This window comes from Acidibrevibacterium sp. (assembly GCF_049965395.1).
Classification (GTDB): domain Bacteria; phylum Pseudomonadota; class Alphaproteobacteria; order Acetobacterales; family Acetobacteraceae; genus Acidibrevibacterium; species Acidibrevibacterium fodinaquatile.
On the sequence record NZ_JBMFWJ010000032.1, the window covers coordinates 1 to 23,889 of the forward strand.

Annotated in this window: 25 protein-coding genes; 14 read left to right on the forward strand and 11 right to left on the reverse strand. The window is 68.6% G+C overall.

What is annotated here, in order from left to right; genetic code table 11:
- Positions 1–42 precede the first annotated feature (42 nt).
- Positions 43–117: a hypothetical protein gene (locus ACP5M5_RS10230; protein WP_427937141.1), complete on the forward strand. Its 75-nt coding sequence runs from the start codon at positions 43–45 to the stop codon at positions 115–117.
- A gap of 247 nt (positions 118–364) precedes the next feature.
- Here the strand turns inward: ACP5M5_RS10230 and ACP5M5_RS10235 are convergent, their stop codons facing one another.
- The 4 genes from ACP5M5_RS10235 to ACP5M5_RS10250 all read right to left on the reverse strand — a co-directional run bounded on the left by ACP5M5_RS10235 (position 365) and on the right by ACP5M5_RS10250 (position 4,593).
- Positions 365–1,039 (reverse strand): DJ-1/PfpI family protein, encoded by a 675-nt coding sequence (locus ACP5M5_RS10235; protein WP_427937096.1) that lies wholly within the window; start codon positions 1,037–1,039, stop codon positions 365–367.
- A gap of 70 nt (positions 1,040–1,109) precedes the next feature.
- Positions 1,110–1,754, reverse strand: a complete 645-nt coding sequence (locus tag ACP5M5_RS10240; RefSeq protein WP_427937097.1) for an aldolase — start codon at positions 1,752–1,754, stop codon at positions 1,110–1,112.
- Positions 1,751–3,391: an efflux transporter outer membrane subunit gene (locus ACP5M5_RS10245; protein WP_427937098.1), complete on the reverse strand. Its 1,641-nt coding sequence runs from the start codon at positions 3,389–3,391 to the stop codon at positions 1,751–1,753. The genes ACP5M5_RS10240 and ACP5M5_RS10245 overlap by 4 nt, the downstream gene beginning before the upstream one ends.
- Positions 3,388–4,593 carry an efflux RND transporter periplasmic adaptor subunit gene (locus ACP5M5_RS10250; RefSeq protein ID WP_427937100.1) on the reverse strand — a complete coding sequence of 402 codons (1,206 nt, stop codon included), beginning with the start codon at positions 4,591–4,593 and terminating at the stop codon, positions 3,388–3,390. Before ACP5M5_RS10250 ends, ACP5M5_RS10245 begins: the two co-directional genes overlap by 4 nt.
- Before the next feature lie 362 nt (positions 4,594–4,955).
- Here ACP5M5_RS10250 and ACP5M5_RS10255 point away from each other — a divergent pair, with 362 nt between their 5' ends.
- Complete coding sequence (locus tag ACP5M5_RS10255) at positions 4,956–6,125, forward strand: CaiB/BaiF CoA transferase family protein (protein ID WP_427937101.1); 1,170 nt, start codon at positions 4,956–4,958, stop codon at positions 6,123–6,125.
- A 39-nt stretch (positions 6,126–6,164) separates the two neighbouring features.
- Here the strand turns inward: ACP5M5_RS10255 and ACP5M5_RS10260 are convergent, their stop codons facing one another.
- From ACP5M5_RS10260 to ACP5M5_RS10275, 4 genes are all read right to left on the reverse strand, one after another.
- Complete coding sequence (locus tag ACP5M5_RS10260; protein ID WP_427937103.1) at positions 6,165–6,656, reverse strand: hypothetical protein; 492 nt, start codon at positions 6,654–6,656, stop codon at positions 6,165–6,167.
- The gene (locus tag ACP5M5_RS10265; RefSeq protein WP_427937105.1) at positions 6,653–8,662 is read right to left on the reverse strand and encodes a hypothetical protein; all 2,010 of its coding nucleotides are present in this window, start codon (positions 8,660–8,662) and stop codon (positions 6,653–6,655) included. Before ACP5M5_RS10265 ends, ACP5M5_RS10260 begins: the two co-directional genes overlap by 4 nt.
- A gap of 69 nt (positions 8,663–8,731) precedes the next feature.
- Positions 8,732–9,565 (reverse strand): FTR1 family iron permease, encoded by an 834-nt coding sequence (locus ACP5M5_RS10270; protein ID WP_427937106.1) that lies wholly within the window; start codon positions 9,563–9,565, stop codon positions 8,732–8,734.
- Positions 9,566–9,608: 43 nt separating this feature from the next.
- A complete protein-coding gene (locus ACP5M5_RS10275) occupies positions 9,609–9,950 on the reverse strand; it encodes a cupredoxin domain-containing protein (protein WP_427937107.1) in 342 nt (113 codons plus the stop codon).
- A 129-nt stretch (positions 9,951–10,079) separates the two neighbouring features.
- On the opposite strand from ACP5M5_RS10275, the gene ACP5M5_RS10280 reads away from it, so the two are divergent.
- The 3 genes from ACP5M5_RS10280 (at position 10,080) to hemN (ending at position 13,608) form a co-directional block, all read left to right on the forward strand.
- Entirely contained in the window at positions 10,080–10,601 is a 522-nt protein-coding gene (locus tag ACP5M5_RS10280; protein ID WP_427937109.1) for a DUF3859 domain-containing protein, read from the forward strand.
- An 87-nt stretch (positions 10,602–10,688) separates the two neighbouring features.
- Positions 10,689–12,185, forward strand: coding sequence for a tetratricopeptide repeat protein (locus tag ACP5M5_RS10285; protein WP_427937111.1), 1,497 nt, complete (start codon positions 10,689–10,691; stop codon positions 12,183–12,185).
- A 70-nt stretch (positions 12,186–12,255) separates the two neighbouring features.
- Positions 12,256–13,608, forward strand: a complete 1,353-nt coding sequence (gene hemN / locus ACP5M5_RS10290; RefSeq protein WP_427937112.1) for an oxygen-independent coproporphyrinogen III oxidase — start codon at positions 12,256–12,258, stop codon at positions 13,606–13,608.
- 108 nt (positions 13,609–13,716) lie between these two features.
- On the opposite strand, the gene ACP5M5_RS10295 is transcribed toward hemN, so the two are convergent.
- Entirely contained in the window at positions 13,717–14,511 is a 795-nt protein-coding gene (locus ACP5M5_RS10295) for an SDR family NAD(P)-dependent oxidoreductase (RefSeq protein ID WP_427937113.1), read from the reverse strand.
- A complete protein-coding gene (locus ACP5M5_RS10300; protein ID WP_427937115.1) occupies positions 14,501–15,403 on the reverse strand; it encodes a DUF3473 domain-containing protein in 903 nt (300 codons plus the stop codon). The genes ACP5M5_RS10295 and ACP5M5_RS10300 overlap by 11 nt, the downstream gene beginning before the upstream one ends.
- Before the next feature lie 43 nt (positions 15,404–15,446).
- On the opposite strand from ACP5M5_RS10300, the gene ACP5M5_RS10305 reads away from it, so the two are divergent.
- Genes ACP5M5_RS10305 through ACP5M5_RS10330 form a run of 6 tightly spaced genes read left to right on the forward strand, consistent with a single transcriptional unit; the run spans position 15,447 to position 21,398 of the window.
- Positions 15,447–15,803: a phosphopantetheine-binding protein gene (locus tag ACP5M5_RS10305; RefSeq protein WP_427937117.1), complete on the forward strand. Its 357-nt coding sequence runs from the start codon at positions 15,447–15,449 to the stop codon at positions 15,801–15,803.
- An 8-nt stretch (positions 15,804–15,811) separates the two neighbouring features.
- Entirely contained in the window at positions 15,812–17,167 is a 1,356-nt protein-coding gene (locus ACP5M5_RS10310) for an AMP-binding protein (protein WP_427937119.1), read from the forward strand.
- A 6-nt stretch (positions 17,168–17,173) separates the two neighbouring features.
- Positions 17,174–17,491 carry a hypothetical protein gene (locus tag ACP5M5_RS10315; protein ID WP_427937120.1) on the forward strand — a complete coding sequence of 106 codons (318 nt, stop codon included), beginning with the start codon at positions 17,174–17,176 and terminating at the stop codon, positions 17,489–17,491.
- The gene (locus ACP5M5_RS10320; protein ID WP_427937122.1) at positions 17,488–18,564 is read left to right on the forward strand and encodes a hypothetical protein; all 1,077 of its coding nucleotides are present in this window, start codon (positions 17,488–17,490) and stop codon (positions 18,562–18,564) included. The genes ACP5M5_RS10315 and ACP5M5_RS10320 overlap by 4 nt, the downstream gene beginning before the upstream one ends.
- On the forward strand, positions 18,557–19,042 hold the full coding sequence (locus ACP5M5_RS10325) for a LolA-related protein (protein WP_427937124.1): 486 nt from the start codon (positions 18,557–18,559) through the stop codon (positions 19,040–19,042). Before ACP5M5_RS10320 ends, ACP5M5_RS10325 begins: the two co-directional genes overlap by 8 nt.
- 10 nt (positions 19,043–19,052) lie before the next feature.
- Positions 19,053–21,398, forward strand: coding sequence for an MMPL family transporter (locus ACP5M5_RS10330; RefSeq protein WP_427937126.1), 2,346 nt, complete (start codon positions 19,053–19,055; stop codon positions 21,396–21,398).
- Here ACP5M5_RS10330 and ACP5M5_RS10335 read toward each other — a convergent pair.
- Positions 21,349–22,134, reverse strand: coding sequence for an SDR family oxidoreductase (locus tag ACP5M5_RS10335; protein ID WP_427937128.1), 786 nt, complete (start codon positions 22,132–22,134; stop codon positions 21,349–21,351). The genes ACP5M5_RS10330 and ACP5M5_RS10335 overlap by 50 nt on opposite strands.
- A gap of 120 nt (positions 22,135–22,254) precedes the next feature.
- Here ACP5M5_RS10335 and ACP5M5_RS10340 point away from each other — a divergent pair, with 120 nt between their 5' ends.
- The 3 genes from ACP5M5_RS10340 to ACP5M5_RS10350 all read left to right on the forward strand — a co-directional run bounded on the left by ACP5M5_RS10340 (position 22,255) and on the right by ACP5M5_RS10350 (position 23,822).
- The gene (locus tag ACP5M5_RS10340; protein WP_427937129.1) at positions 22,255–22,533 is read left to right on the forward strand and encodes a hypothetical protein; all 279 of its coding nucleotides are present in this window, start codon (positions 22,255–22,257) and stop codon (positions 22,531–22,533) included.
- 90 nt (positions 22,534–22,623) lie between these two features.
- Complete coding sequence (locus ACP5M5_RS10345; RefSeq protein ID WP_427937130.1) at positions 22,624–23,499, forward strand: TrmH family RNA methyltransferase; 876 nt, start codon at positions 22,624–22,626, stop codon at positions 23,497–23,499.
- Between the two features lie 92 nt (positions 23,500–23,591).
- Positions 23,592–23,822, forward strand: coding sequence for a hypothetical protein (locus ACP5M5_RS10350; protein ID WP_427937132.1), 231 nt, complete (start codon positions 23,592–23,594; stop codon positions 23,820–23,822).
- The last annotated feature ends 67 nt before the right edge of the window (positions 23,823–23,889 follow it).

Here is a 23,889-nt window from a genome sequence, read left to right on the forward strand (position 1 = left end):
GATAGCGGCCGCACCGGCCGGCAGATGCAGACGTGGATACGCATGGCCGGCCGCTGGCAGATCGTTGCCGCCCATGTTTCGTTTCTCGAAACACTCCTCCGACAAAGAGCGACTTGATGCCGGACATGGGCTTCTTCTGACCGCAAACCTGGATGCCGCGTTTGACAGGGGGCTGATCTCGTTCTCCGATCAGGGAGAAATGCTGGTTTCCGATCAGCTTTCGGAGGAGCAGCGCGCCGAGCTTGGCGTTCCTCGGCCGTTGCGCGAACACCCATCACCGGGTCAGGCAAAATATCTCCGTTTCCAACGGAAACATTGGGGTTTCCAGTGACGCGAAGCCGTGCCGGCGGCGCACGAAAGCGCCTCATCTGCCGGTGATGCGGGCGATGGCGGCTTCGCGCTCTTGGCGGGAGGCGGCGCCGCGTTCGCGGGCGGCGGCGAGCACTGCCGACGAGGCGGTTTCCGGCGTGCCGGCATCGAAGGGCGGCGCGGGCGCGTATTCGATGCCGAGCTGGACGGTCTCCGCTTCCGCTTGGCTGGTCAATTCAGCGACGAGCGCAAGGCCGAAATCGATCCCTGCGGTGACGCCGCCGGCGGTGATCAGATTGCCGTCACGAACCACTCTTCCCGCCGTCGGAATAGCGCCGAAATGGGCGAGCAGATCGCGCGCGTTCCAATGTGTCGTCGCGCGCCGCCCGGTGAGAAGCCCGGCCGCGCCGAGAACCAGGGCACCGGTACAGACCGAGGTCACATAGCGCGCCCGCGCCGCCTGTTCGCGCACGAAGGCGAGCGTCTCGGCATCCTCCAGAAGCACGTTGATCCCGGCGCCGCCCGGAATACACAGCAGATCGAGCGGTGGGCAGGTGGCGAAGGTGGCGTTCGGCGTCAAAATCAGCCCGGTCGAGGACGTGACCGGCGCCAGCGTCTTCCACACGAGATGGGTTTTACTGTCCTTGAGCGTCGCCAGCACTTCATAAGGTGCGGTGAGATCGAGTTGCTGCACCTTGGGAAACACGAGAAACCCGACCGCGAACGCCATGCGCCCCCTCACTCAAACAGAAAAAAGTTTTTTGGTTGTTTTTTTCAAAAAAGAACAAATCTTCCTTCCCTCACCCAAACGTCTTGCGAAGATCCTCGACCTGCGCCGGCGTCAGCGTGCGCGCCGGCGCGCCGCGCAGCAAGAGGGCGAGTTTGGCGGCCTCTTCCAGCTCCTCGGCGGCGTAAACCGCATCGCGCAGGCTGGCGGCCGAAACCACCGGGCCGTGATTAGCAAGCAGCACCGCGCGCGCGCCCGCAGCCGCGGCCAAAATCGCCGGCTCCATCGCCGGGTCGCCGGGGCGGAAATAGGGGACGAGCGGCAGACGCGAGCCGATCCGCATGACGAAATAGGGGGTGAGCGGCGGGATCGGGTTGTCCGGGTCGGCGTCGGCGAGGCAGGCGATCGCGGTCGCCATCGGCGAGTGGAGATGAACGACCGCCCGCGCCTCCGGCCGCGCCCGGTAGAAGGCGCGGTGCATGAACACTTCCTTCGAGGGCTTATCGCCATCAAGATGGCGGAACTCGGGATCGAGACGCGAAATGCGCGCAGCCTCCAGCCGCCCCAGCGAAGAATTGGTCGGCGTGATCAGATAGCCGTCCGCGAGCCGGACGCTGATATTGCCGGCGCTGCCGACCGAAAACCCGCGCGCGAAAAGGCTTGCAGCAAGCTCCACCAAAAGCGCGCGGGTTGCCCCCTCGCCTTCGTCGCCGCTCATTGGCCGGATGGCGGCGGGTTCGACGCGGGCGGCGCGGCGGCGGCATTGGGCGCCGGCTGATAGAAGCTCGCCTGGGTCGGGCCGACCTGCTTCGGGCTCGCGGTGCCCGGCTTTAGCGGGTCGAGCATGATCGTCTGCTCGGCGCCGGGAAGATCCTGCATCGTCCAGCCGCCGCCCAAGGCGCGCACGAGATCGACATTGGATTGCAGCCGGCGCGTCTGCACCTGGATCGCCGAGACCTGGGTATCGAGCCATTGGATATCGTTGACCACGACATCGAGATAGTTGACCCCGCCTTCTTGGAACAAGGAGGTCGAGAGTTGCAGCGAACGCGCCGAATCGTTCACCGCCTCGCTCACCTGCTGGAACTCGGTGCCGAGATTGTTGAGGAGCGAGAGATCGTCCTCGACCTCCTGATAAGCAAGCAGCACGGTTGCGCGGTAATTCGCCACCGCTTCGCGGAGGCGAGCATAGGCTTGCGCCTCGGCGGCACGGCGATAGCCGCCCTCAAACAGCGGCATCAGGAATTGCGGCCCGATCGCCCAATAGCTCAGCGGGCTCGCGATCATCGTCTGGCCGTAGCCGCCGCCGAGGCCGCCGCCGACCAAGCCGAGATTGAAGACCGGGAAGAACGCGGCTTTGGTGACGCCAATCTCCTCATTCGCCGCCGCCACCTGCCGCTCCGCCGCCGCGACATCCGGGCGCCGTTGCAGGAGGTCAGAGGGCAGGCCGGTCGGGATGCTGGGCAGCGCGATCGGCGCCACCACCGGTTTCAGCGTGAACTGCGAGGCCGGCTGGCCAACCAAGGACGCGATGGCGTGTTCGACCAGCGCGCGCGAGGCTTTGACGTCGGATTCCTCCGCCTGCGCCTGCTCGAGCACGGTTTTGGCCTCAGAGATGTCGAGGCCGGAGGCGATCTGCCCCTGATAGCGGTTGACGGTGATCTGAACCCCGTCCTGATAATCCTTTACCGCGCGGGCGATGACGTCGATTTCGGCATCGAGCCCGCGCAGCAGGACGTAATCACTCGCGAGCTGCGCTTGCAGGCTGAGTTGGGCGTTGGCGAGCAGCGCGGCGGCCGCTTGCGACTGGTATTCGGCATTCTTTACCATGTCGTGCAGCTGGTTCCAGAGATCGATCTCGTAACTCGCGCTGCCGCCGACGGCGTCATATTGGTATTGGTTGAAAGTGCCGAAATTGCGCCCGACCCCGGGCGCGATCGGGTATTGACTGGGCGCATTGAAGCCGCGGAGTTGTTCACCGCGCGGCCGCGATCCGGTGCCGTTCCAGCCGAATTGTGAGACCGCGCCGCCGGTGCCGACCGAGGGGAAGAGCACGGAATTGATTTCGGAGACGAAGGCGCGCGAGGAATCGTAATGCGCAACCGCGGCGGCGATATCGGGGTTGGCGGCGTTGAGCTGATCCTCGAGCTTATTCAAGACCGCATCATGATAGATCGACCACCATGGCCCGCGCGGGATGGTGTCTTTCGGGTCGGCCTTCTGCCAATCGCCGGTCTCCTTAAACGAGGTGGGAACGGCGACGATCGGGGCGTGGTATTTCGGCGCGAAATCGGTGCATCCGGCGAGCAGCGCGGCGAGCGAAGCGGCCGCCAGCCAACGCCTCTCGGGCCTCACTGGCTGGCCTCTGAAAGCTGCTCGCCGCCTTTGCCGCTCGAGCCCTTGCCTCCCTCCCCGGCGACGTTGACGAGATCACCGGGCGAAAGGGAGTCGGGCGGGGAGTTGATCACCCGGTCGGTGGCGGCGAGCCCGGAGATGATTTCGACATCCGCGCCCATGTCGAGCCCGATGGTCACGTCATGCATCTTGACGTGGCGGGTCGCATCCACCACCGCGACTTGCAATCCGTGCTGCTGGAACATCAACGCGCTCACCGGAACGCGAACCGTCGACGGATTGGGCGGCAGTTTGAAATGGACATTGGCGTAGGTGCCGGGCTGGAGCTTCCCCTCCGGATTGTCCGCCCAGAGCTCGACGAGCAGGGTGCGGGAATCCGGGCTCACCGCGTTGGCGGTGGTGTTGAGCTTGGCCGGGAAGATTTCGTTCGGATATTCCGGCATATAGAGATCGGCCTCCATCCCGCTCTTGATCCGCGAGATGTAGATCTGCGGGATGCGGACATAGACGCGCATCTTGTGGATATCGGCGACGGCGAACAGCTCCGGCCCGGTGCCGCCGCCGGCGTTGACTAGGGCGCCGATATCGGTGCGTCGCGCCGTCACCACGCCGTCGAACGGGGCGACGATGCGCTTGAAGGTCTCGAGCGCCTCGAGCCGGCTGACATTGGCCTGCGCCGCTGCCACCACCGCGTGCTTGGCTTCGTCGTCATAAACCTTGACGTCGGTGTCCTCGTGCGAGACCGAGTCAGAGGCAAGCAGCCGCTTCCAGCGCTGAGCAGTGACGTCGGCGAGCTTCTGGTCGGCGACCGCGCGGGCATAGGCGGCCTTGGCCTCGGCATATTGCTGATCGAGATCGGGGGTGTCGATCTCGGCGAGAAGGTCGTTGGTTTTGACCCGCGCGCCGATATCGCGATACCACATCTTCACGTAGCCGTTGACGCGGGCATAGATCGGCGCTTCGTACCAGGATTCGACGTCGCCCGGCAGCACCAGCTCATCCGCGTGTTGATTGGGCACTGGCTTGATCACCGCAACCGTCGGGATCGCCGCCGCGTCGGTCGCCTTGACTAGCTCGGCTTCGGCTTTTTTGCGGTCCATGATGCCGGAGACGCCGAGGCCCACGGCAACGGCAAGCACGATCAGACCGAAAATCAGCGGGCCGCGGCTCTTGCGGGGGGACGGGTTTTCGCTGCTGTTCATGTCTTCTCCAAGCACTCACACGTTGCCGGCCCAAGAGAGGGATACGCTGGCCGCGCACGTTAGGCATTTGCCGCGCCGACACGGCGGCAATAATGCCACAAAACGCTCCACGACCGCCAATGCCCGTCCCAAGGCAGGCCTGTCTCTATCGCCTACCCTCCCGACGCTCAAGGACTAAACTCTAATGATTGTTTTATTGCCCGATTTGTCGCGATTTTTTGATCTCGGCCGGCAGGGCGCGGGCTCGCCGGGCACCCTGGCGGGGGCGAGCGGAAGCCGCTAACCTCGGACGGGCGACGCGACGAGCACGCCAGCGCGCTCGCCCGCATGACGCCAGCGCCGATAAAGCCGACGGAGCCCCGATGAGCCTCCCCCTCGCCCGTTTCACCGTCCTCGACCTTTCCCGCGTGCGCGCCGGCCCGACCGCGGTTCGCCAGCTCGCCGATTGGGGGGCGCAGGTCATCAAGATCGAGGCCCCGGCCGCCGAGGAGGGGCTCGGCGGCGGGCGCGAGGGGGCGGATTTCCAAAATCTGCACCGCAACAAGCGCGCCATCACCCTCGATCTCAAGCAGCCGGAGGGGGTCGCGCTGCTCAAACGCCTGGCCGCGCGCGCCGATGTCTTGGTCGAGAATTACCGGCCCGACGTCAAGCGCCGCCTCGGTATCGATTATCCGGTCTTGCGCGAGGTCAATCCGCGCCTCGTTTATGCCAGCATTTCCGGCTTCGGCCAGGACGGCCCCTATGCCAACCGCCCCGGCTTCGATCAGATCGCGCAGGGCATGGGCGGGCTGATGTCGATCACCGGCCGCCCGGGCGAGGGGCCTATGCGGGTCGGCATCCCGGTCGCCGATCTCACGGCGGGAATTTTCTGCGCCATGGGCATCCTGATTGCGCTGCTTGAGCGCGAGGAATCGGGCCTCGGCCAATATGTCGAAAGTTCGTTGCTCGCCGCCCAGATCGCCATGCTCGATTTCCAGGCGGCGCGCTGGCTGATCGAGCACGACGTGCCCGGCCAGGCCGGCAACAATCACCCGACCACGGTGCCGACCGGCGTCTTCAAGACCGCGGATGGGCATATCAACATCGCGGTCGCCGGCAACGCGATCTATCGCCGCTTTTGCGACACGCTCGGCGCCCCGCATCTCGCGACCGACGCCAAATTCGCGACCGGCGCGGCGCGCCTTGCCCATCGCGACGAGATGAATGCGGCGATCGAGGCGATCACCGTAACCCGGCCCGCGGCGGCCTGGATCGAGGCGCTGAACGCGGCGGGCGTGCCGGCCGGACCGATCTATCGCATCGACGAAGTCTTCGCCGACCCGCAAGTCCGCCATCTCGGCATCGCCGCGCCGGTGATGCACCCCAGGCGCGGGCGGATGGAACTCGTCGGCCAGGCGGTCTCGCTGTCGCGCACCAATTGGGCTTTGCGGAGCGCAACCCCGGAGATGGGCGAGCATACTGAGGCGGTGCTGGGCGAACTCGGCCTCGATGCCAGCGAGATCGCAGCGCTTCGGCAGAAGAAAGTCATCTGAGTCCGGGCGCCGCGCGACGTCTTTCTATCGAGAGCGCCCTCACGGTTCGGCCATGTCGGCGTCCGCGGGCGGGATGCCCCATTCCGCTTCGTAGCGTGCGCGGGCGGCGCGCAATTCCGCATCGCGCCGACGGCTCGTCCCCTCGAGGATGAGATGCACGAAAACCGGCGCCACTTCGGCCACCAGCCAGCCCGCCGCGGTTGCCGCCCAGGCCAGGCCAAGGGTGAAGACATCGGAAAGCAGGTCGAGGCTGTTCTCCATCGTCAAGCCATGATCCCAGAGCCGCCAAGCCGGGGTTACACTCGCCGCGGCGCCGCAGAGGAGCATGGTGCGCGCGACCGGTTTGCCCGGCATGCGGTCGATCAGCAGAACGCATAGCCCGGGCAAAAGCAGCACGCCGAGCAGCACCGCGAGCGGTGTCGCAAGCGTCGCCAGCGCGCCGCAGGCGAGCCCCTGCAACCAGACCAGCGACCGCCCCGGCTTTGCCGCCGGCCGCGTCGTCACCGTGCCGCCGCCCGCGCCGGCCTTCATCCGAACACCAGCCAGCCGACGCTCGACGCCAGCGCGAGCATGCCGCTGCCGACCGCGATCTCATGGCCGATACTGGTCGCGCGGCGGCGGCGCTCGGCGGACGCGGTTCGCAGCGCCGCGCGCTCGGCGTCGATCTTGGCGACCGCAGCGAGGGCCTGTTTCAACCCCTGGGCATCGGTCGCCAGCGCATTTCGGTCGTCAAACAAGGCGAGCATGGGCAGCAATTGCCCGGCTTGGGCCAAGCGGCGGAGCTGCGCCAAAACGTCGGCGCGTCGGGCGCGGTTGTGCCAGCGCTCGGTCAGCGGTTCGGCGCGCTCGACGAGCCAGGCGGCGAGGCCCGGAAGCGGCGCGGAATGCGCCACCTGCAGCCGCGACAGAGCGCGCAGGCTCGCGAGCTGCGGCTCGCCGCCCGCCGCATCGCCGGCGAAGGCGCCGAGATCGCCGCTGAGTCGGCCATCCTGGTGAGCGGCGATGAAGGCGGCGATGTGGCCGTCCACCGGCTCGCCGCGCCGGCGCTCGGGCTGCTGCGAAATCGCCTCCAGCGCCGGCAGGAGATCAGCGAGCCGCGCGACCCAGCGGCCGGCAAGCAGCGGGCTGGCGCAGGGCTGCAGCGGGTTGAGGGCGTAGGCGATCCGCGCAAGGCCGCCGCCGAGGCCGCGGATGCGCTGCCACATGCGGTGATGCTGGGCGGTCTGGCGGAGCGCTGTTGCGTCACAGAGTTCGGGGCGCATCAGGGCCCAGCCGGCGACCGCTTCGGCGGCCACGAGATCGTCGATCTTGGCGGTCAGCTCGCTGTTTTCCTGCATGCCCTCGGCGAGCACGCCGCCGAGCCCGTCGGGCCAGAGAGCAACACCACGCCAGCAGAGCGGCGCCAGCGGATCGAGAACGGCGATCAGGCGCATCGTCATCGTCGCGTCGGCGCGGGAATCCTCGGGGGGAAATTCGCTCCGCTGGCGCACAACGTCATCCGCCCGCCCGGCCAGCACCGCATCGCCGAGGCTCCGGCGCAGCCAATGGTCGAGATAGTGGCTGCGCACCAAGTGCACCGCTTCCTCGGGCCGGCGGGCGAGGGCATAGGCCAGCGAACGCGCGTCCCAGATCGGCTGGTCGGCGATTTTCAAGGCGCGCTGCGCCCGCCGCCCGGGCCGCGCCGCCAGTCTCCGCGCCCGCGCCGCCGAAGGATCGAGATAGAGCTGCGGCGGCGGGCGATGGATCGGATCCTCGGCCAGCATGCCGCGCAACAGATCGGCGATCATCGCCGGCAGACGCGCCTCGCCGACCAGGGCGGCATAGCTGCCGAGATCGAGCTTGCGCCGGATGATCGCCGCGTCATCCAGCCCGGCGAGCGGCGTCCGCCCGAGCGCAAGCGTAAGCAAGGTGACGCCGAGAGCATAGATATCGTCAGCGATGACGCCATCACCGCGGCCGGCAGGATGGCACATCGCGACATAAGGCGGTTCATAAAGCGCCGGCTGCAAGCTTCCCGGCGGGCCGGCCCAAGCGGCGCCGAGGGTCACCGGCTCGCCGGCGCTGCCCTGGAATATATTATCGGGGCGAATGGCGCGATGGGTGACGCCGCGCGTGGCCAGGGCATCGAGCACCATCGCCGCCGGGCGCAGCACGCACTCAAGCAGCTCACGCTCGCCCCAGACCCGCGGGCTTGCGGCGAGCGAGGGGCCGGGCGGCGCGCCGCAGATGACGAAGCCGGCTTCGCTGCCTTCCGGTGTGAGGGCGACGCCGTGCGCGAGCGGCAGCAAAAGCCCGGGGATAGCGCTTTTGCTGAGATGTTCGATGGCATGGACGCGGGCCGGCGCGCTCGGCCGGATCTGGAGCGCCATCAGCCCCGCCGCGACGTTTTGCTGATCGCGTGCGACGAAAGCCATCATCCCGCCGCCGGCGCCGGCGAACGGGGAGGCGAAATCGACCTGATAGCGCCCGCCAATCAGCGCCGCGGCCCCGCGCCCGCCCTCGCGCGTCGGAGGATGTTCAGCAGATTTTTCCGCCATAACGCCCGTTCCCATGGAAGCGGGCGATCATGCCGCGATGATGCTTACCAGACGGTAAAAAACGCCGCTCTATTCCGCCGCAGCGGCACGCGCCGGGCGCATCCGTGACCGCACCGCGCGCGCAAGGCCGGAGATCGTCGCCAGGGTCGCGGCGTACACTAAAAGCTGCAAGCCGTCGGGCTCGGCGGTGTAGCCGACCAGGCTATGGGCGAGCCGGCCGGCGATGGAGTCGTCGCTGAGCAACGCCGCCGAGTTCCACACCGGCGCCGAAAGCAGATCGGCGAACCCCGCCTGCTGCAAGAACGCGACCGCTTGCGCTGCCATGCCGGCGGCCATCAGCGTGATCAGCGCGCCGGTGAGCGACAGCATGCGCCCGACCGGAATCGCGATGAGGCCGCCATAAAGCAGCGCCGCGACGAGGGCGCCAGCGACGATGCCAAGCGCCCCGCCGACCACCATCCCCCAACCCGACACGCCGCCCGAGAGCGCGATGCCGTAAAGAAACAGCACCACTTCCGAGCCTTCGCGCAGCACCGCGATGGCAACCACGATGCCAAGCGCGACGAGTGGCCGGCTCCCCTCGCGCACCGCGCCGCCGAGGGCGCGCATCTCATGGGCGAGGGCGCGGCCGTGGCTCGCCATCCAGATCGTGTGCCAGGCGAGCATCAGGGTCGCGATGCCGAGCACTGCGGCCTGAAAAACCTCCTGGCCGCTGCCCGCGAAAAGGGCGCCGAGACGACCAGCGCCGGCCGCGAGGAGACAGGCGCCCATGACCCCCGTGGCGATGCCGAGCCCGACCATGCGACCGCGCCCAGGAACGCCCTTGGTCGCCGCCATCACGATGCCGACGATCAACCCGGCCTCGATGACCTCACGAAAGACAATCAGCAACGCAGCGACCATGATCTGGCCTTCCCGAGTTATATCAAACCACGATGGGGCAGCGCTATTGCGCGATGACGACCCCTTGGGCGGTCTTGTCGTGATATTCCCCCTCGAATTTATAGCGTCCCGGCGCGAGCGGGCGGAGATAGAGGGTGCCGCTGCCGCCGCCGGCGATCACTTTTTCGACCTTGAGCGCCGAGGAATCGAACTCTTCTGCCGTCTTGTCCATGTTCTTGATATGAATCGCCACCCGCTTGCCGGCGGGGACGGTGATTTCGGCGGGAGAAAAGACATGATCCTTGATCACGAGGTCACGGCTTTCGACATCGTCAGCCGCCAGCGCCGCGCCAGTGCCAAGGGTGAGCAGGCCGACGGCCATCGCGGAAAAGAACAGGGAACGCATCGTTCGGGTCGCCTCATTCTGGTATCGTTGTTGCGCATAATGATGAGAGTTATTCGCATTTGCAGATCGGCTTATACAATCCCGACCCTTCCCCGTCAAATCCCGCTGGCTTTCCTCTTCGCGATCGGCGTGTTCGTCGCAGCGCTGCCCAGCCACGCCGAAACGCCCGAGATTAGTATCCTCGCCGTCGGGATTTTCCGCGCCGCCCCCGTCACCGGCAGCCTTCCGCCCGGCCTTGGCGACCAGACTCTGAGCGGCGTCGATCGCACCGGGCTGCCGCGCTTGGTCGCGGCGACCGAGACCATTCCCGCTAAGCTCTGCCGGAGCTTCGGCGTGATCTTCGACCGCGCCGCGCCGGCCACAGCGCCGCTCACCATTCGCGTGACCCACCCCCCGCTGCGCCGGCCCGATGGCCGCGCCGGCAGCGTCGATCGGTTCGAAATTCCCCCTGGCGCCGGGCCGCATTATGTCGGCTTCACCTTCACCGATCCCTGGGAAATGATCGCCGGCGACTGGGAATTCGTGATCCTCCTCGGCGATCGCCCGCTCGCGCGCCAGCATTTCACCGTGCTGGCGGCGATCGCGGCGCCGGACTCTGGCTGCGCCAGCGCGGTTTCGCGCCGGATCGCGCCGACCGCGATCGCCGGTTGACGCGGCTTTTTGGCGAAACGCCGCGCCCGCGGCGAAACCGCCGGGTGCCCCCTTTTGTTTGGCCGCGCAGCTTGGCATCCTTCGGCCATGAGCGCACCGACCACGCCCGTCGCCACCCCTCCCGCGCCGCCGCCGGCCGCCGCCGCGCCCGCGGTGCCGGCGCCGCCCGGTCTCGCCGCCCAGCCGCCGCCGCCCGTTTCGGCGGCGGAGCGGAGCAAAGCCATTCTCGAGCAATTGCAACGCGCCGAGCAGGCCATGCTCGCCAAGCGCCTCGGCGAAGCCGCCGGCATCTGCCAGGACGTCCTCGAAGCGGTGCCCGACCACCCGCCGGCGCTCGCCTTGCTCGGCGCCATTCTCGGCCATCGCGGCGATCTTGCGCGGGCAACCTCCCTGATCGAGCGGGCGCTTGCCAAGCAGCCGAACGTCGCCTCCTGGCATAGCAATCTCTCGGGCCTCTATCGCCTGCTCTATCGTTTCGACGACGCCGTTACCGCCGCCGCCGAAGCGGTGCGTCTGCAGCCGGCGATTGCGCGTTTTCAGGTCAATCTCGGCAAGGCGCTGATGGATCGCGGCGAGCGCGACGCCGCGATCGATGCCTTTCTCGCCGCGCTCGCGAAAGAGCCCGCTCATCCCGAAGCGCATCTCGCGATCGGCCAGATCCTGCTCGCGCGCGGTGAGATGAAACCGGGCTGGGTGGAGTATGAATGGCGCAACCAGCTCGAACAGGCCAAGGGGATGCTCCCGAAAATGGCGGCGCCGGCTTGGAACGGCATGAGTTTGCCCGACGACCGCATCCTTCTCGTCGGCGATCAGGGTTATGGCGATACGCTGCAATTCAGCCGCTATATCCCCGAGGTCGTGGCGCGCTGCCGGGAGGTGGTGGTGGGCTGTAGCCCCGATATCGCGCCGTTGCTGCGCACGATCCGCGGCGTCGCAGCCTGCCATACCCGCTGGGATCAGATTCCGCCGCATAAGGTTTTTTGCCTGATGTCGAGCCTGCCGGGGATTTTCGCAACCGACCTTTCGACGATCCCAGCACCGATCCCTTATTTCAGCGTCGATCCCCCCCTCATCCGCGCCTGGCAAACCCGTTTCGAGCGCGAACTGCCGCGTGGGGCCTTGCGCGTCGGCGTCGCCTGGGCGGGACGCACGACCCACCCTAATGATCGCCGCCGCTCGATGCGGCTCGCCGACCTCGCCCCGCTCGGCAAGGTCACGGGGGTCGCCTTCGTCTCGCTGCAGCAGAAATTCCCGCCACGTGACCGCGCGACGCCGAACGTGCTGCCGGGCCTTCTCGATGTCTCCGAAGCCCTGACCAATTTCGCCGAAACCGCCGCCGCGATCATCAATCTCGATCTCGTGATATGCGTCGATACCTCGGTCGGCCATCTCGCCGGCGCGCTCGGCAAGCCGGCTTGGCTGATGCTCCCGACCCCGTCTGACTGGCGCTGGCTGCTCGATCGCAGCGACAGCCCCTGGTATCCCTCGCTCCGGCTCTTTCGCCAAAGCCGGGCCGGGGATTGGAGCGAGGTGACGGCGGCGATCGTGCAAGCCCTCGAGGCTCTGCCGCGGCGCGCGAAATAGGGCGCCCGATGCCTCATCGTGGCTTGATCTGCCTCAAAGCGGACAGGCTGAAATCCCCTAAACTGCCGCCATGGACATCGACGCCCTGATCGCCCGCTATGACCGGCGGGTGCCGCGCTACACGAGCTATCCCACCGCGCCGCATTTCTCGGATGCAGTCGGCGCCACAACCGCCGCCGGGTGGCTCGCCGCCCTTCCGGAGACGGCGTCGCTCTCACTTTATCTCCACGTTCCGTTCTGCCGCACGCTCTGCCGCTTTTGCGGCTGCCATACCAGTGCTGTGAATACTGATGCGCCGCTCCGCACCTACGCCGCGGCGCTGCGCGACGAGATCGCCCTGGTCGCGCAAACCATCGGCAAGCCGCTCACGGTCCGCCAGATCCATTGGGGCGGCGGCACGCCGAGCATCTTGCCGGCGGCGGAATTACGCGCGATCAGCGAAAGCATAAGCCGACATTTCCACCTCGCTCGCGACGCCGAAATCGCGATCGAGATCGATCCGCGCCGCCTGCCGGCGGACCGTCTTGCGGCGCTCAAGGACATGGGGGCGACGCGCGTGAGCCTCGGGGTGCAGGATTTCGCGCCGGACGTGCAGGAAACCATCGGGCGCCAGCAATCCTTCGCCGCAACCGCCGCCTGCGCCGAAGCCTTGCGCGGGATCGGCGTCGGCTCGGTCAATCTCGATCTGGTCTATGGTCTGCCGCACCAGACCGCGGACGGGCTGCGGGCGACCCTGCGCCAGGCGCTGACCATCGCGCCAGAGCGCATCGCGGTGTTCGGCTATGCCCATGTGCCGTGGATGCAGCGGCATCAGGCGCTGATCCCGGAGGCGTCGCTGCCGGATGCACGGACGCGGTTTCTGCTTCGCGAAATCGCCGAGACCGAAATCCTCGCCGCGGGCTATCTCGCGATCGGTCTCGACCATTTCGCCAAACCCGGCGACGGGCTCGCTCAGGCCGCCGCCAGCGGCCAGCTGCGCCGGAATTTCCAAGGCTACACCGATGATGCCGCCGATGCCTTGATCGGCCTCGGCGCCTCGGCGATCAGCAGCCTGCCGCAGGGCTATGCGCAGAACGCGCCGCGCGTGCCGGCCTATCGCGCGGCGATCGCGGCGGGGGGCTTGGCGGTTGCGCGCGGGGTCGCGCTCGACGCCGATGACCGGCTGCGCCGCGCCGCGATCGAGCAGGTGATGTGCGCGATGCGGCTCGATCTCGACGAGCTACTCGCAGCGCACGGCGCGGCCGCGAATGCGCTCGACGACGCCCATCCAGCCCTCGCCGAACTGGCGGCGATCGGCCTGATCGCCTGGGACGGCCGCCATCTCAGCGTGCCCGCCTCGGCGCGGCCATTTCTCCGCGCCGTCGCCGCCGCCTTCGATCGCTATCTCGAACCCGTGCCGATGCGCCACGCACCAACGATCTGAGCGCCTGCGGCGCTGCCCAACCGCCAAACAGGACAAAAGTTTTTTTGGTTCTTTTTTTCAAAAAAGAACATTTTTCTTGTTTTCTTACGCCACCGACGAATGGCACGTCTAGATGCTATTCACCGTGTGCCCGCCATCGACGACGATCGTCGCCCCGGTCATGTGCGCGCCGGCGTCGGAGGCGAGCAGGAGCAGTGGGCCGGCGAGGTCGCGCGGCGTCCCGAGCCGGCGCTGCGGGATGCGGCGGATCATTGCCTGACCCGCTTCGGTTGCGAAAAATCCAGAATTCATATCGGTTTCAATATACCCCGGCGCCAGCGCGTTGACGCGGATCTGGTGGCGGGCGAACTCGATCGCGAGGCTCCGCGTCAGGTGCAGCAACCCCGCCTTGGCGGCGGTGTAAGACGCGAGATGAGAGCCGACGCGGATCCCGAGGATCGAGGCGATGTTGATGATCGACCCCGGCCGCCCGGCCGCGATCAGCCGCCGCGCCGCGGCGCGCGCAACCAGAAAGGCGCCGCGGAGATTGACCGCGAGCACCGCATCCCAATCCGCGGCGCTCTGCTCGATGGCAGGCTTGGGCGCGGCGATGCCGGCATTGTTGACGATGATGTCAGCGACCACCCCCCGCGCCGCGAGCCCGGCGAGGCAGGCATCGATCGAGGCGTCATCGGTGACGTCGAGCCGCGCCGCTTCGGCCCGCTCGCCGAGGGCGGCGGCCGCCGCGGCCAGCCGCGCCTCGTTGCGGGCGGCGAGAATGACTTGGGCACCGGCGCCGTGGAGCATGTGCGCGAAGGCGAGCCCGAGGCCACCGGAGGCGCCGGTGATCAACGCCGTGCGCCCGGCGAGCGAGAAGAGTTCGGCGGCGCCCGGGAACGTCGTTTCCGCGATTTTATCTGACATGCCATCCTTTCCCGTCTAAAAACGGCGCCGCGGCGAGGGTTTCCGCGCGCACCCCGAGTGGTGGCGCGGCCGCCGCGGCAAGCAGCCGCCAGCGCTGCAGCGTCGCCCCGCGGTTGAGCCCGAGCACCAGGCTTGCGACACCGCCGAGACCGCGCAACCGCCCCCTCATCTCGGTTTCGATGTCATAGGGATGACAATAGGTCCAGAGCGTCTGCCCCGCGAGGCGCCGCCAGAGGCGCCGGAGATCGCGGAGCGGCAAGGCGCGGAGATACATCCCGCCCAGCACCGGCAGCAGCCGCCCGGCCAGCGGCGCCACCGGCACCGGCAATTCGAGCAAGCCGCCCGGCCAGCGAAACGCCGCGCGCGGCGCCCCCGGCCAGCCAGCGATCCAAGCGGGGCCGGGGATGACACTCGAAGAATAGGCGAAACCCGCCGCGAGCAGCCCCTCCACCGCCCACGCCGTCCTCGGCACGAGCGAAAAGAACGGCGCGCGAAATCCGGCGACCGCGACCGCGCCGATATCCTCGAGCCGTGCCTTCGCCGCTGTCATCTCGGCAGCGAAATCGTGCGGATCGAGCGCATCCAAGCGGGCATGGCAATAGCCGTGCGAGGCGATTTCATGCCCACCCGCGGCAATGGCGCGCACCAGCAGGGGCGCGCGGCGGGCGATCTCGTCGGTGACGAAAAAAGTCGCGCTGATTCGTTGGGCCGCAAAAAATTCGAGGAAGGTCTCGGTCAGCGCTTTTACCCGCGCCGGCCCCTCGGCCAGGGGGGCATGATCCTCGAGATCGACGGTGAAGCTGACCGGGCCGAAAACCGGCGCTTCCCCGCCGCCGGCATCGGCATGGCTGGACAATCGGCCGGTGAGCTTCACATATGAGGATGAGATCATGCCGAAACGCTATGAACCTTGTTGCTCCAGCCCCTGGGAACCCATGAGCCAGCCTGACATCCTACCGATCGCGACCGCGCCACGGACCGCCGACGACGCCCAAGCGGCGGGTATCCCGCCTCGCGATCCCCTCCCCGACTGCGCCCTCGCGCTCGAGGCGGAGATCGCGCGGCTTATCGTGACGGTTCTCCATCTCGAGAACAAGCCCGAAGACATCAATCCCACGGCACCTTTGTTCGGCGAGGGCCTCGGCCTCGATTCGATCGACGCCCTCGAACTCGCGCTCGCGATCTCGCGCGACTATGGCATCGAGCTGAAATCCGACGATGAGCGCAACCGTCGGATCTTCGCGAACTTGCGCGCGCTCGCCGCCCATATCGGCGCCACCCGCACCAAATAAACCCCGCAATGGAGCCCTTCCCCGCGCGCTTTGCGCTTGTCGCACGCAAAAAAACCGCGGCGCTGTTTCAAAGCGCGGACGGGGTGGTCCGGGCCTGCGATTTTCTCGCCGCCGCGGCGCGGCTTGCGGCGGCGCTGCCGGCGGGGGGCATGGTGCTCAATCTCTGCGAGGATCGGCTTTCCTTCGCGCTCGGCTTCGCCGCGGCGATGATCGCCGGCTGTGAGAGCGCCTTGTCGAGCGACCGCTCCCCGGGCCGGGTCCGCGACCTCACGGCCCGCCTCGGCGCCGCAGCGATCCTCGGCGAGCGCCCGGCGAGCGCCGCGTCCTGCCCGACGATCACGCTCGACCCCAGCTCTTTGCTCGCCAGCACCAACCCGGCGGGGGAGTGGGCAAACCCCGAATTCGCCGGCGAGATGCCGGCGGCGACGGTATTCACCTCCGGCAGCACCGGCGAGCCGGTCGCTCACCGCAAACGCTGGGGCGCGCTTCACGCCCGCAGCCACGCCGCGGCGATGCGCTTCGGGCTCGCAGCCGAGGCGCCGGTCTCCCTGGTCGCAACGGTGCCGCCGCAACACATGTACGGCTTCGAGACCACGGTTCTGCTCGCCCTCCATTGTCCGGTGACGAGCTGGTGCGGGCCGACATTCTTCCCCCATGACATCGCCGCCGCCCTTGCCGCGATGCCGGCGCCGCGCCTTCTGGTCACGACGCCGTTGCAGCTCCGTGCCTTGCTCGATGCCGGCCTCAGCCTGCCGCCGCTCGCCCTGGTGATTTCGGCGACCGCACCGCTTGCCGCCGACCTCGCCGCCCGCGCCGAGGCGTGCTGGCAGACCCGGGTCGCGGAAATCTTCGGCGCGACCGAAGCCGGCTCGATCGCCAGCCGGATGACGACGGCGGGCGAGATCTGGGAGGCCTATCCCGGCCTGCATTTGGCCGCCGACGCCGAGGGCGTGGTTTCGGTCGCCGCCCCGTTCGCTGAGACGGTGGCGCTCGCCGATGCCTTGGAACTGCTCGCGCCGACACGGTTTCGCCTCCTCGGCCGGCGCAGCGACGTCATCAAGCTCGGCGGCAAACGCGCCTCCCTCGCCGCCCTCACCCGCATCCTGACCGCGATCGAAGGGGTCGAGGACGGGGTTTTCGTCGCCCCCGGCGATCTCGACGCCGAGCCGACCGCGCGCCTGCTCGCCTTCGTGGTCGCACCAGGACGCGAGCCGGCGGCGATCCTGGCGGCATTGCGGCGGGAAATCGACCCGATTTTCCTGCCGCGCCGGGTGATCCAAGTGCCGCGGCTGCCGCGCAACGAGTTCGGCAAGCTGAACGCGACCCACCTTGCCGCGCTCGCCGGAACGTCGACCAGCGGCTAAGCGCCGATGGCCCCTTGCGCCCCGATTTCGGGAACCCTGACCATCTCCGCAACCCACCCCGCTTTCGCCGGGCATTTCCCCGGCGATCCGCTGCTGCCAGGGGTGGTGCTGCTCGATCTCATTCTCGCCGATGCCGCCATTGCGGCGGTCGGCGGGATCACGCGGCTCAAATTCCTCCGCCCGGTGCGCCCCGGCGAGCGGATCGACTACACCCTCGCCCACCTCGATTCCGGGCACATCACGGTCACCGCACACGGTGCGGCGGGGCCGGTGCTGCGCGGGCGCCTCGGCCTTGCAGCCCCAGCGCCGCGTTTCACGCCATGATGGAGGCGCCGGCGGTGCCCGCCTGGCAAGCCCGCGCGGCCAGCGACGGCCGGCGCCGGCTACGGCTGATGGCCTGGCTCTGCCGGCGGCTCGGCTGGCGGGCCGGGGCGCTGCTGCTATGGCCGATCACGTTCAGCATTTTTCTCTTTGACGCGGCCGGCAGGCAGGCCTCTCGGCGCTTTCTCACCCGTGCCCTCGGTGGCGAGGCGGGGAATGGCGCGGCGCGGCGCCGGCCGGTTGGGACACGCGACATATTCCGCCATTATCTCACCTTCGCGGAAACGCTCCTCGATCGCTTTTTCTTGCTGCAAGGCCGGCGGGCGCTGTTCGATATTCGCGTTGAGGGCCGCGAGCATCTCGTCGCCGCGACGGCGGCAGGAAAGGGCGTGGTGCTGCTCGGCGCCCATCTCGGCAGCTTCGAGATGCTGCGTTTCGCCGCCGGAGCGGGCGCACCGGCGGCGATCCGCATGGTCATGCAGCGTAACGCGCACGACGCGCTGACGGCTTTGTTCGAGGAACTCGACCCGAGTTTTGCAGCGAGCGTGATCGCCCTCCCCGGGCCGGATGGCGATGGCATCGCGCTGGCGCTGGCGCTCCGCGAAACCCTCGCCGGCGGCGGCGTGGTCGGCTTGCTCGCCGATCGCCCAGCCGCCGGGCAAGCGGTGATGGTGACCGATTTTCTCGGCGCACCGGCGGCCTTTCCGCTCGGCCCGTTCCGCCTGGCCGCCGCCACCGGCGCGCCGGTGCTGCTCGGCTTCGCGCTTCGTCTCGCGCGCCGGCGCTATCTCGTGCATATCGAACCCCTCGCCGCGACGATCACGCCGCACCATGCCGGGAAGGCGGCGGGCACGGCCGAGCCTTGGGCGGCGCTGCGCCCGCACGTGACCCGCTATGCCGAGCGTCTCGCCGCCCTCTGTCGCGAATACCCTTATAATTGGTTCAATTTTCATGATGTCTGGGAAAACACCGATAAGCCCGGGCGGTCTCGCCGCCCTCCTCATGCTCGCGATGATGGTCGCGCGGCCGGCTTGGGCGGAAACCGCGCCGCTGACCATCGCGGGGCTGATGGCTGACCTCGCCGCAGTGCCCGAGCGGCATGCGACATTCGTTGAGACCAAGACCCTGCACGCGCTCGCGGCACCGATCGAGACCCACGGCACGCTCGCCTGGCGGCGGCCGGACCAGCTCGAAAAAATCACCGCCCCACCGCATCCCGAGCGCTTGCTGCTGCGCGGCGAGCGCCTGAGCCTCACGCTCGGCGAGCAGCCGACGCGCGAGATCGATCTCACCACGGCGCCGCCGATTGCCGGCATCGTGACGGCGATCAGGGCGACGTTGGCCGGCGATCTCGCGGCACTCGAACGCGAGTACAGCGTCGGGCTCGAAGGCGATCGGGCGCATTGGCGCCTAACCTTGGTGCCGAGCGATCCCGCGGTCGCGCGTTTCCTGCGCGTTGCGCGCATCGAAGGCAGCGGGCCGATGCCCGACCTCGTCGCCTTCGAGCAAAGCAATGGCGATGCCAGTGTCATGCGCATCACGCCAACGCCGTGACCGGCGCATCATGACCGGCGCGCGCTTGCGTCTTCTCGCGACCCTCGCGCTCGCGATCGGCCTCGTCGTGCTCGCCCTCGCGCGGGCCGATCTCAGCGCCGACATCGCCGATTTCCTGCCCCAGGGCGGGAATGAAGACACCCGCTTCATGCTCGACCAAGTGCGGCAAGGGCCGGCCGCGAGCCTACTTCTGTTCGGGATCGAGGGGGCGCCGCCGGCCGCTCTCGCTGCGATCAGCCGCGATTTTGCCGCCCGGCTCGGCGCGTCCGGGCAATTTCGCTTCGTCCAGAACGGCGATAATCTCGCCGGCGGCGCGGAACAGGAATTTTTGTTTCGCCATCGCTATCTGCTCTCGCCCGCGACACGCCCGGAAGCCTTCACCGAAGCCGCGCTCCACGCCGATTTCGTCGCACTACGCGATATCCTCGCCTCCTCCGCCGCCCCGCTCGCGAGCGCATTCGGCCTCGCTGATCCCACCGGCGCGGCGCCGGCGCTGCTTGCGCTTTGGGCCGGGCCGAGCCGGGTACGCACGATCGACGGCGTCTGGTTCGCGCCCGAGCGTGATCGCGCCCTCCTCATCGCCCGCACCCGCGCAAGCGGCGTCGATCTCGCCGGCCAGCGCCGGGCGGCGCACGCGGTCGCGGCGGCGTTTCAGGCCAGCGCCCGCGGCCAAGCACGGCTGCTGCAAGGCGGGCCGGCGGTCTTCGCCCTTGCCGCCGAACACGCGATCCGCGGTGATGCCGAGACCATCTCGGTGCTGTCTGGCCTCTTGGTGATCGCCATTCTCGCGGCATGGCTGAAAAACCCGCTGGCACTCGCCGCCGTTCTGATCCCGGTTTTGTTCGCAACCGCCGCGGCCTTGGCGCTGACCACTCTCGTTTTCGGGCGCGTGCATGCGCTGACCTTCGGGTTCGGGATGACGATGCTCGGTGTCAGCCTCGATTATCCGGTACTCTGGATCGGCCATCGCCGCCCGGGCGAGGCGGCTGCTGCGACCAGCGGCCGGATTGGGCGGACGCTCGCGGTGACCGTCGCCGGTGCCGCCGCCGGGCTCGCCGGGATGGGGTTTTCGGCCTTTCCGGGCCTTGCCGAACTCGGTCTGTTTGCCGCAAGCGGGCTGGTCGCGGCGGCGCTCGCGACGCGCTTGATCCTCGCGCCGCTGGTGGTTGCGGTCGCGATCGCGCCCACCGAGCGCCCGGCGCCCTGGCTCGCGCGCTGGGAGGGGCTGCGGCGCTATCGCGCCTGGACGCTCGTCCCGATCGCGCTCGCCGGGTTTTCCCTGCTCGCGGCACCGCCGCCGCTCACGCGCGACCTCCGGGCGCTGAGCCCGGTTGCGCAAGAAGCCGGCGATCTCGACGGCGCTTTGCGCGCCGAATTGGGGGCGCCGGAAGTCGCCGTTCTCGCCTGGGTGGAGGGGCCTCGCGCCGAGGCGGTGCTGGCGCGTGAGGAAGCCTTGCTGCCGCGCCTTGACGGCCTGATCGCACGCGGCAGCCTCGCCGATGTCAATCTCGCCGCCCGCCTCTTGCCCAGTGTCGCGACCGAGCGTGCCCGGCAGCGGGCGATCCCACCACCAAGCCTGCTCGCCGAACGGGTCGCGCGGGCGGCCGATGGGCTCGGGTTTCGCGCCGATGCCTTCAAACCCTTTCTCGACGATGCCGCGACCGCCCGCGAAGAGCCGCCGCTCACGCTCGCCGCGATCACCCCGCCGCTTCTCGCCGCCCGGCTGGCGCCGCTGCTATTTGCCTATGGCGGGCGCTGGTTCGGCGTCATCGCGCCGAGCGGGCTCGCCGATCCGGCGGCGTTTCGCGCCGCCTTCGCCGATGCCCCGGACGTGCATATTCTCGACGTTCCGGCCGCGATGACGGCGCTGGTCGCGACCTATACCGGGCAAGCCTGGCGCTGGCTCGGTCTTGGCGCCGGCGGCGCGCTGGCGGCGCTGATCGTCGGGCTCGGCGGCGTGCGCATGGTGCCGCGGGTGCTCGCCCCGCTCTGCGGTGCGGTCATCGTGACGGTGGCGCTGCTCGGGTGGTTCGGCGAGGCTTTGTCGCTGTTTCACATCGTCGCGCTGCCGCTGATGGTCGGGATCGGGCTCGATTACGCGCTTTTTTTCGCCCGCCGCCAGCCGAGCGACGACGAGCGCGCGCGCACCCTCCGCACGCTCCTCCTCTGCCATGTCATGACGCTCTCGACCTTCGGCCTCTTGCTCTTCTGCCGCACGCCGCTGTTGCATGGCATCGGGCTCACGGTCGCGATCGGCGTCATCGCCGCGATGATTTTCTCGTTTTTCCTCGCCGGCTGGCCGCCGCTCAGATCAGCATCTGAATATCGCCGTCGATCGCCAGCGCCTGGCCGCTGATCGTCGCGCCGAAGGGGCTTGCGAGATAGAGCGCCATGTTGGCGATGTCTAGCTGGGTGACGAAGCAGCGAAGACTGGTGGTGGCAACGGCGCGATCGGTCTGCTCGTTCTCGGAAATGCCGGCCGCGACCGCCTTCGCCTTGATGACGGCGCGGATGCGCGGCCCGTCGACGAGGCCGGGGAGGATGGCGTTGGCGCGAATCCCGTCCGGGCCGAGTTCGATCGCCAGCGTCTTGGTGAAGCCGACCACCCCCCATTTCGCCGCCGCATAAGGGGCGCGGAGGGGAAAGCCGAAGCGCCCGGCGGCGGAGCTGAGATTGATGATCGCACCGCCTCCGGCCTCGCGCAGCGCCGGAATGGCGAGACGGGCGCAGTGGAAAAAACTCTCGAGATCGACCCGCAGCGTCTCCGAAAGCTCCTCAGGCGCGATGTCCTCGACCCGCTTGGTTGGCCCCGCGATCCCGGCATTGTTGACCAAGACATCGAGTCCGCCGAGATGCGCGAGTGCTGCCGCCATGAACGCCTCGACCTCTTCGCGCCGGCCGGCATCGGCGCGCAGGCCGGCATGGGGGGAAGCCGCCAATGCTTGCGCGTCGATATCGGAGATGAAGACGCGTGCCCCGGAGGCTGCGAAACTATCCGCCATCACCCGCCCGATCCCGCCCGCCGCGGCCGAAATCGCCACCCGCAGCCCCGTCAAATCGACCGGCAAAGCCTGCCTTGCGCCCGTCACCATGTGTCATCGCTCCCTTGTTTGGCCGGGAAACTGCCACGATCGCGGCGGGAGGGAAATAGACCGAGGAATGCGGGCGGGCGGTCTTGACGCGGCCTTGGCGACCGACCACGTGCGCAAGGCATGAAAGCGCGCCGCACCATTATCATCGATATGACGCCGGAGGGGGAATTCCAACACCCGGCCGCCGCCGAATTCGGGCGAACGCCGTGGCTTTTCCGCCTCGCCGCCGCCGGTGCCCTGGTCGCGCTGGTGCTCGGCACCATCGCACTCGCCGCCTTCGCCTTCTGGCTCGCCATGACCCTGCTGCCGGTGGTGATCATCGCCGCGGCGATCGCCTATGCGGCGTTTCGCCTGCAACTCTGGCGAAGCGGCCGCGGCGCGGGGGGCTGGCGAGGATAAGCCTGTCGCCAGATAAGGCCAGATAGGTTGGGGACGAATTTGTCGCGAGACGAATTTGTCGTCATGGGCGGGGAAAGCTATAGAGGCGCGATGAAACCGCCGCACCGCCCGCATCCGGGAAAAAACCGCGACTCCCACCCCTTCCGGGGTGCGCAGGTAGGGCCCGGGCCGGCCGGTCAGGCCCCCGCCGGGCGCGCCTTCCGCCCCGCGCGTTCGCCCGCCCCGCGCCCCGAAGCGCCACCGCACGGCACGGTCTGGCTCTCAGGGCGGCACGCGGTCGCGGCGGCACTCGCCAACCCGGCACGGCGCCTTCGCCGCCTTTTGCTCACCGAGGAGGCGGAAGCCGCGCTCGCCGCGCGTTTGCCGCCGCCCTGGCCGCTGGCGCCCGAGCGCGTGGAGCGCGCCCGGCTCGACCAGCTTCTCGGCCCCGATGCCGCGCACCAGGGGGTCGCCCTTCTCGCCGATCCGCTGACGCCGCCGCCGCTCGCGCGGGTGCTGGAGCGGCCCGGCCCGATCCTGGTGCTCGATCAGGTCGCCGATCCGCGCAATATCGGCGCGATCCTACGCGCCGCCGCCGCCTTTGCCGCCTGCGGGGTGATCGTGCAGGAACGCCATGCGCCAGGCGAGACCGGAACCATGGCCAAGGCCGCCGCCGGCGCGCTGGAAACCGTGCCGGTGCTCCGCGCCGTCAATATCGCGCGCACCCTGGTCGCGCTCAAGGCAGAGGGGTTCTGGGTGGTCGGGCTCGATGCCGGCGGCTCGGCGCTTTCCGGCCCGGCGCTTGCGGGGCGGCGGGTCGCGCTGGTTCTCGGTGGTGAGGGCGAAGGTCTTCGCCGCCTGACCCGCGAAACCTGCGACGAAATCGCCGGCCTGCCGATGCCCGGGCCGATGGCCAGCCTCAATGTCAGCGCCGCCGCCGCGATCGCGCTTTACGAAATTTCTCGCCCGGCGCAAACGCGGAATTAACCCGCCGGGACGAGATTGGCGCGATCCCGGCGGTCCGTCTCTGCGGCGCCGAACCGAAGACGCCAAAACGGCAAGAGCGAGGGCTGCTTGGCATGCTGTGCGATTGGAACCTGTTATCGGAGGATCTGCAACTGATCCTCTCGCGCGAGGCGCTGCGCCGTGCCGTCGAAACCGTCGCCAGCCAGGCCGAAATCCTGGCGGCAGAGATGGAAGAGGGCGGGCTTAGCGATCTCGGCGGGCCGGAGGCGCTGCGCCTGCTCGCCGCCGTCGCCCGCGCCACCGGCAGCGAAAGCCTCGCCATGCCGGCCGCCGGCCACGCTTAACCTCTATCGACGAACACCAGGCGATCCCGGTCTTTGGCGGGCGATGGCAGCGCGTCGCGCCCGCGTG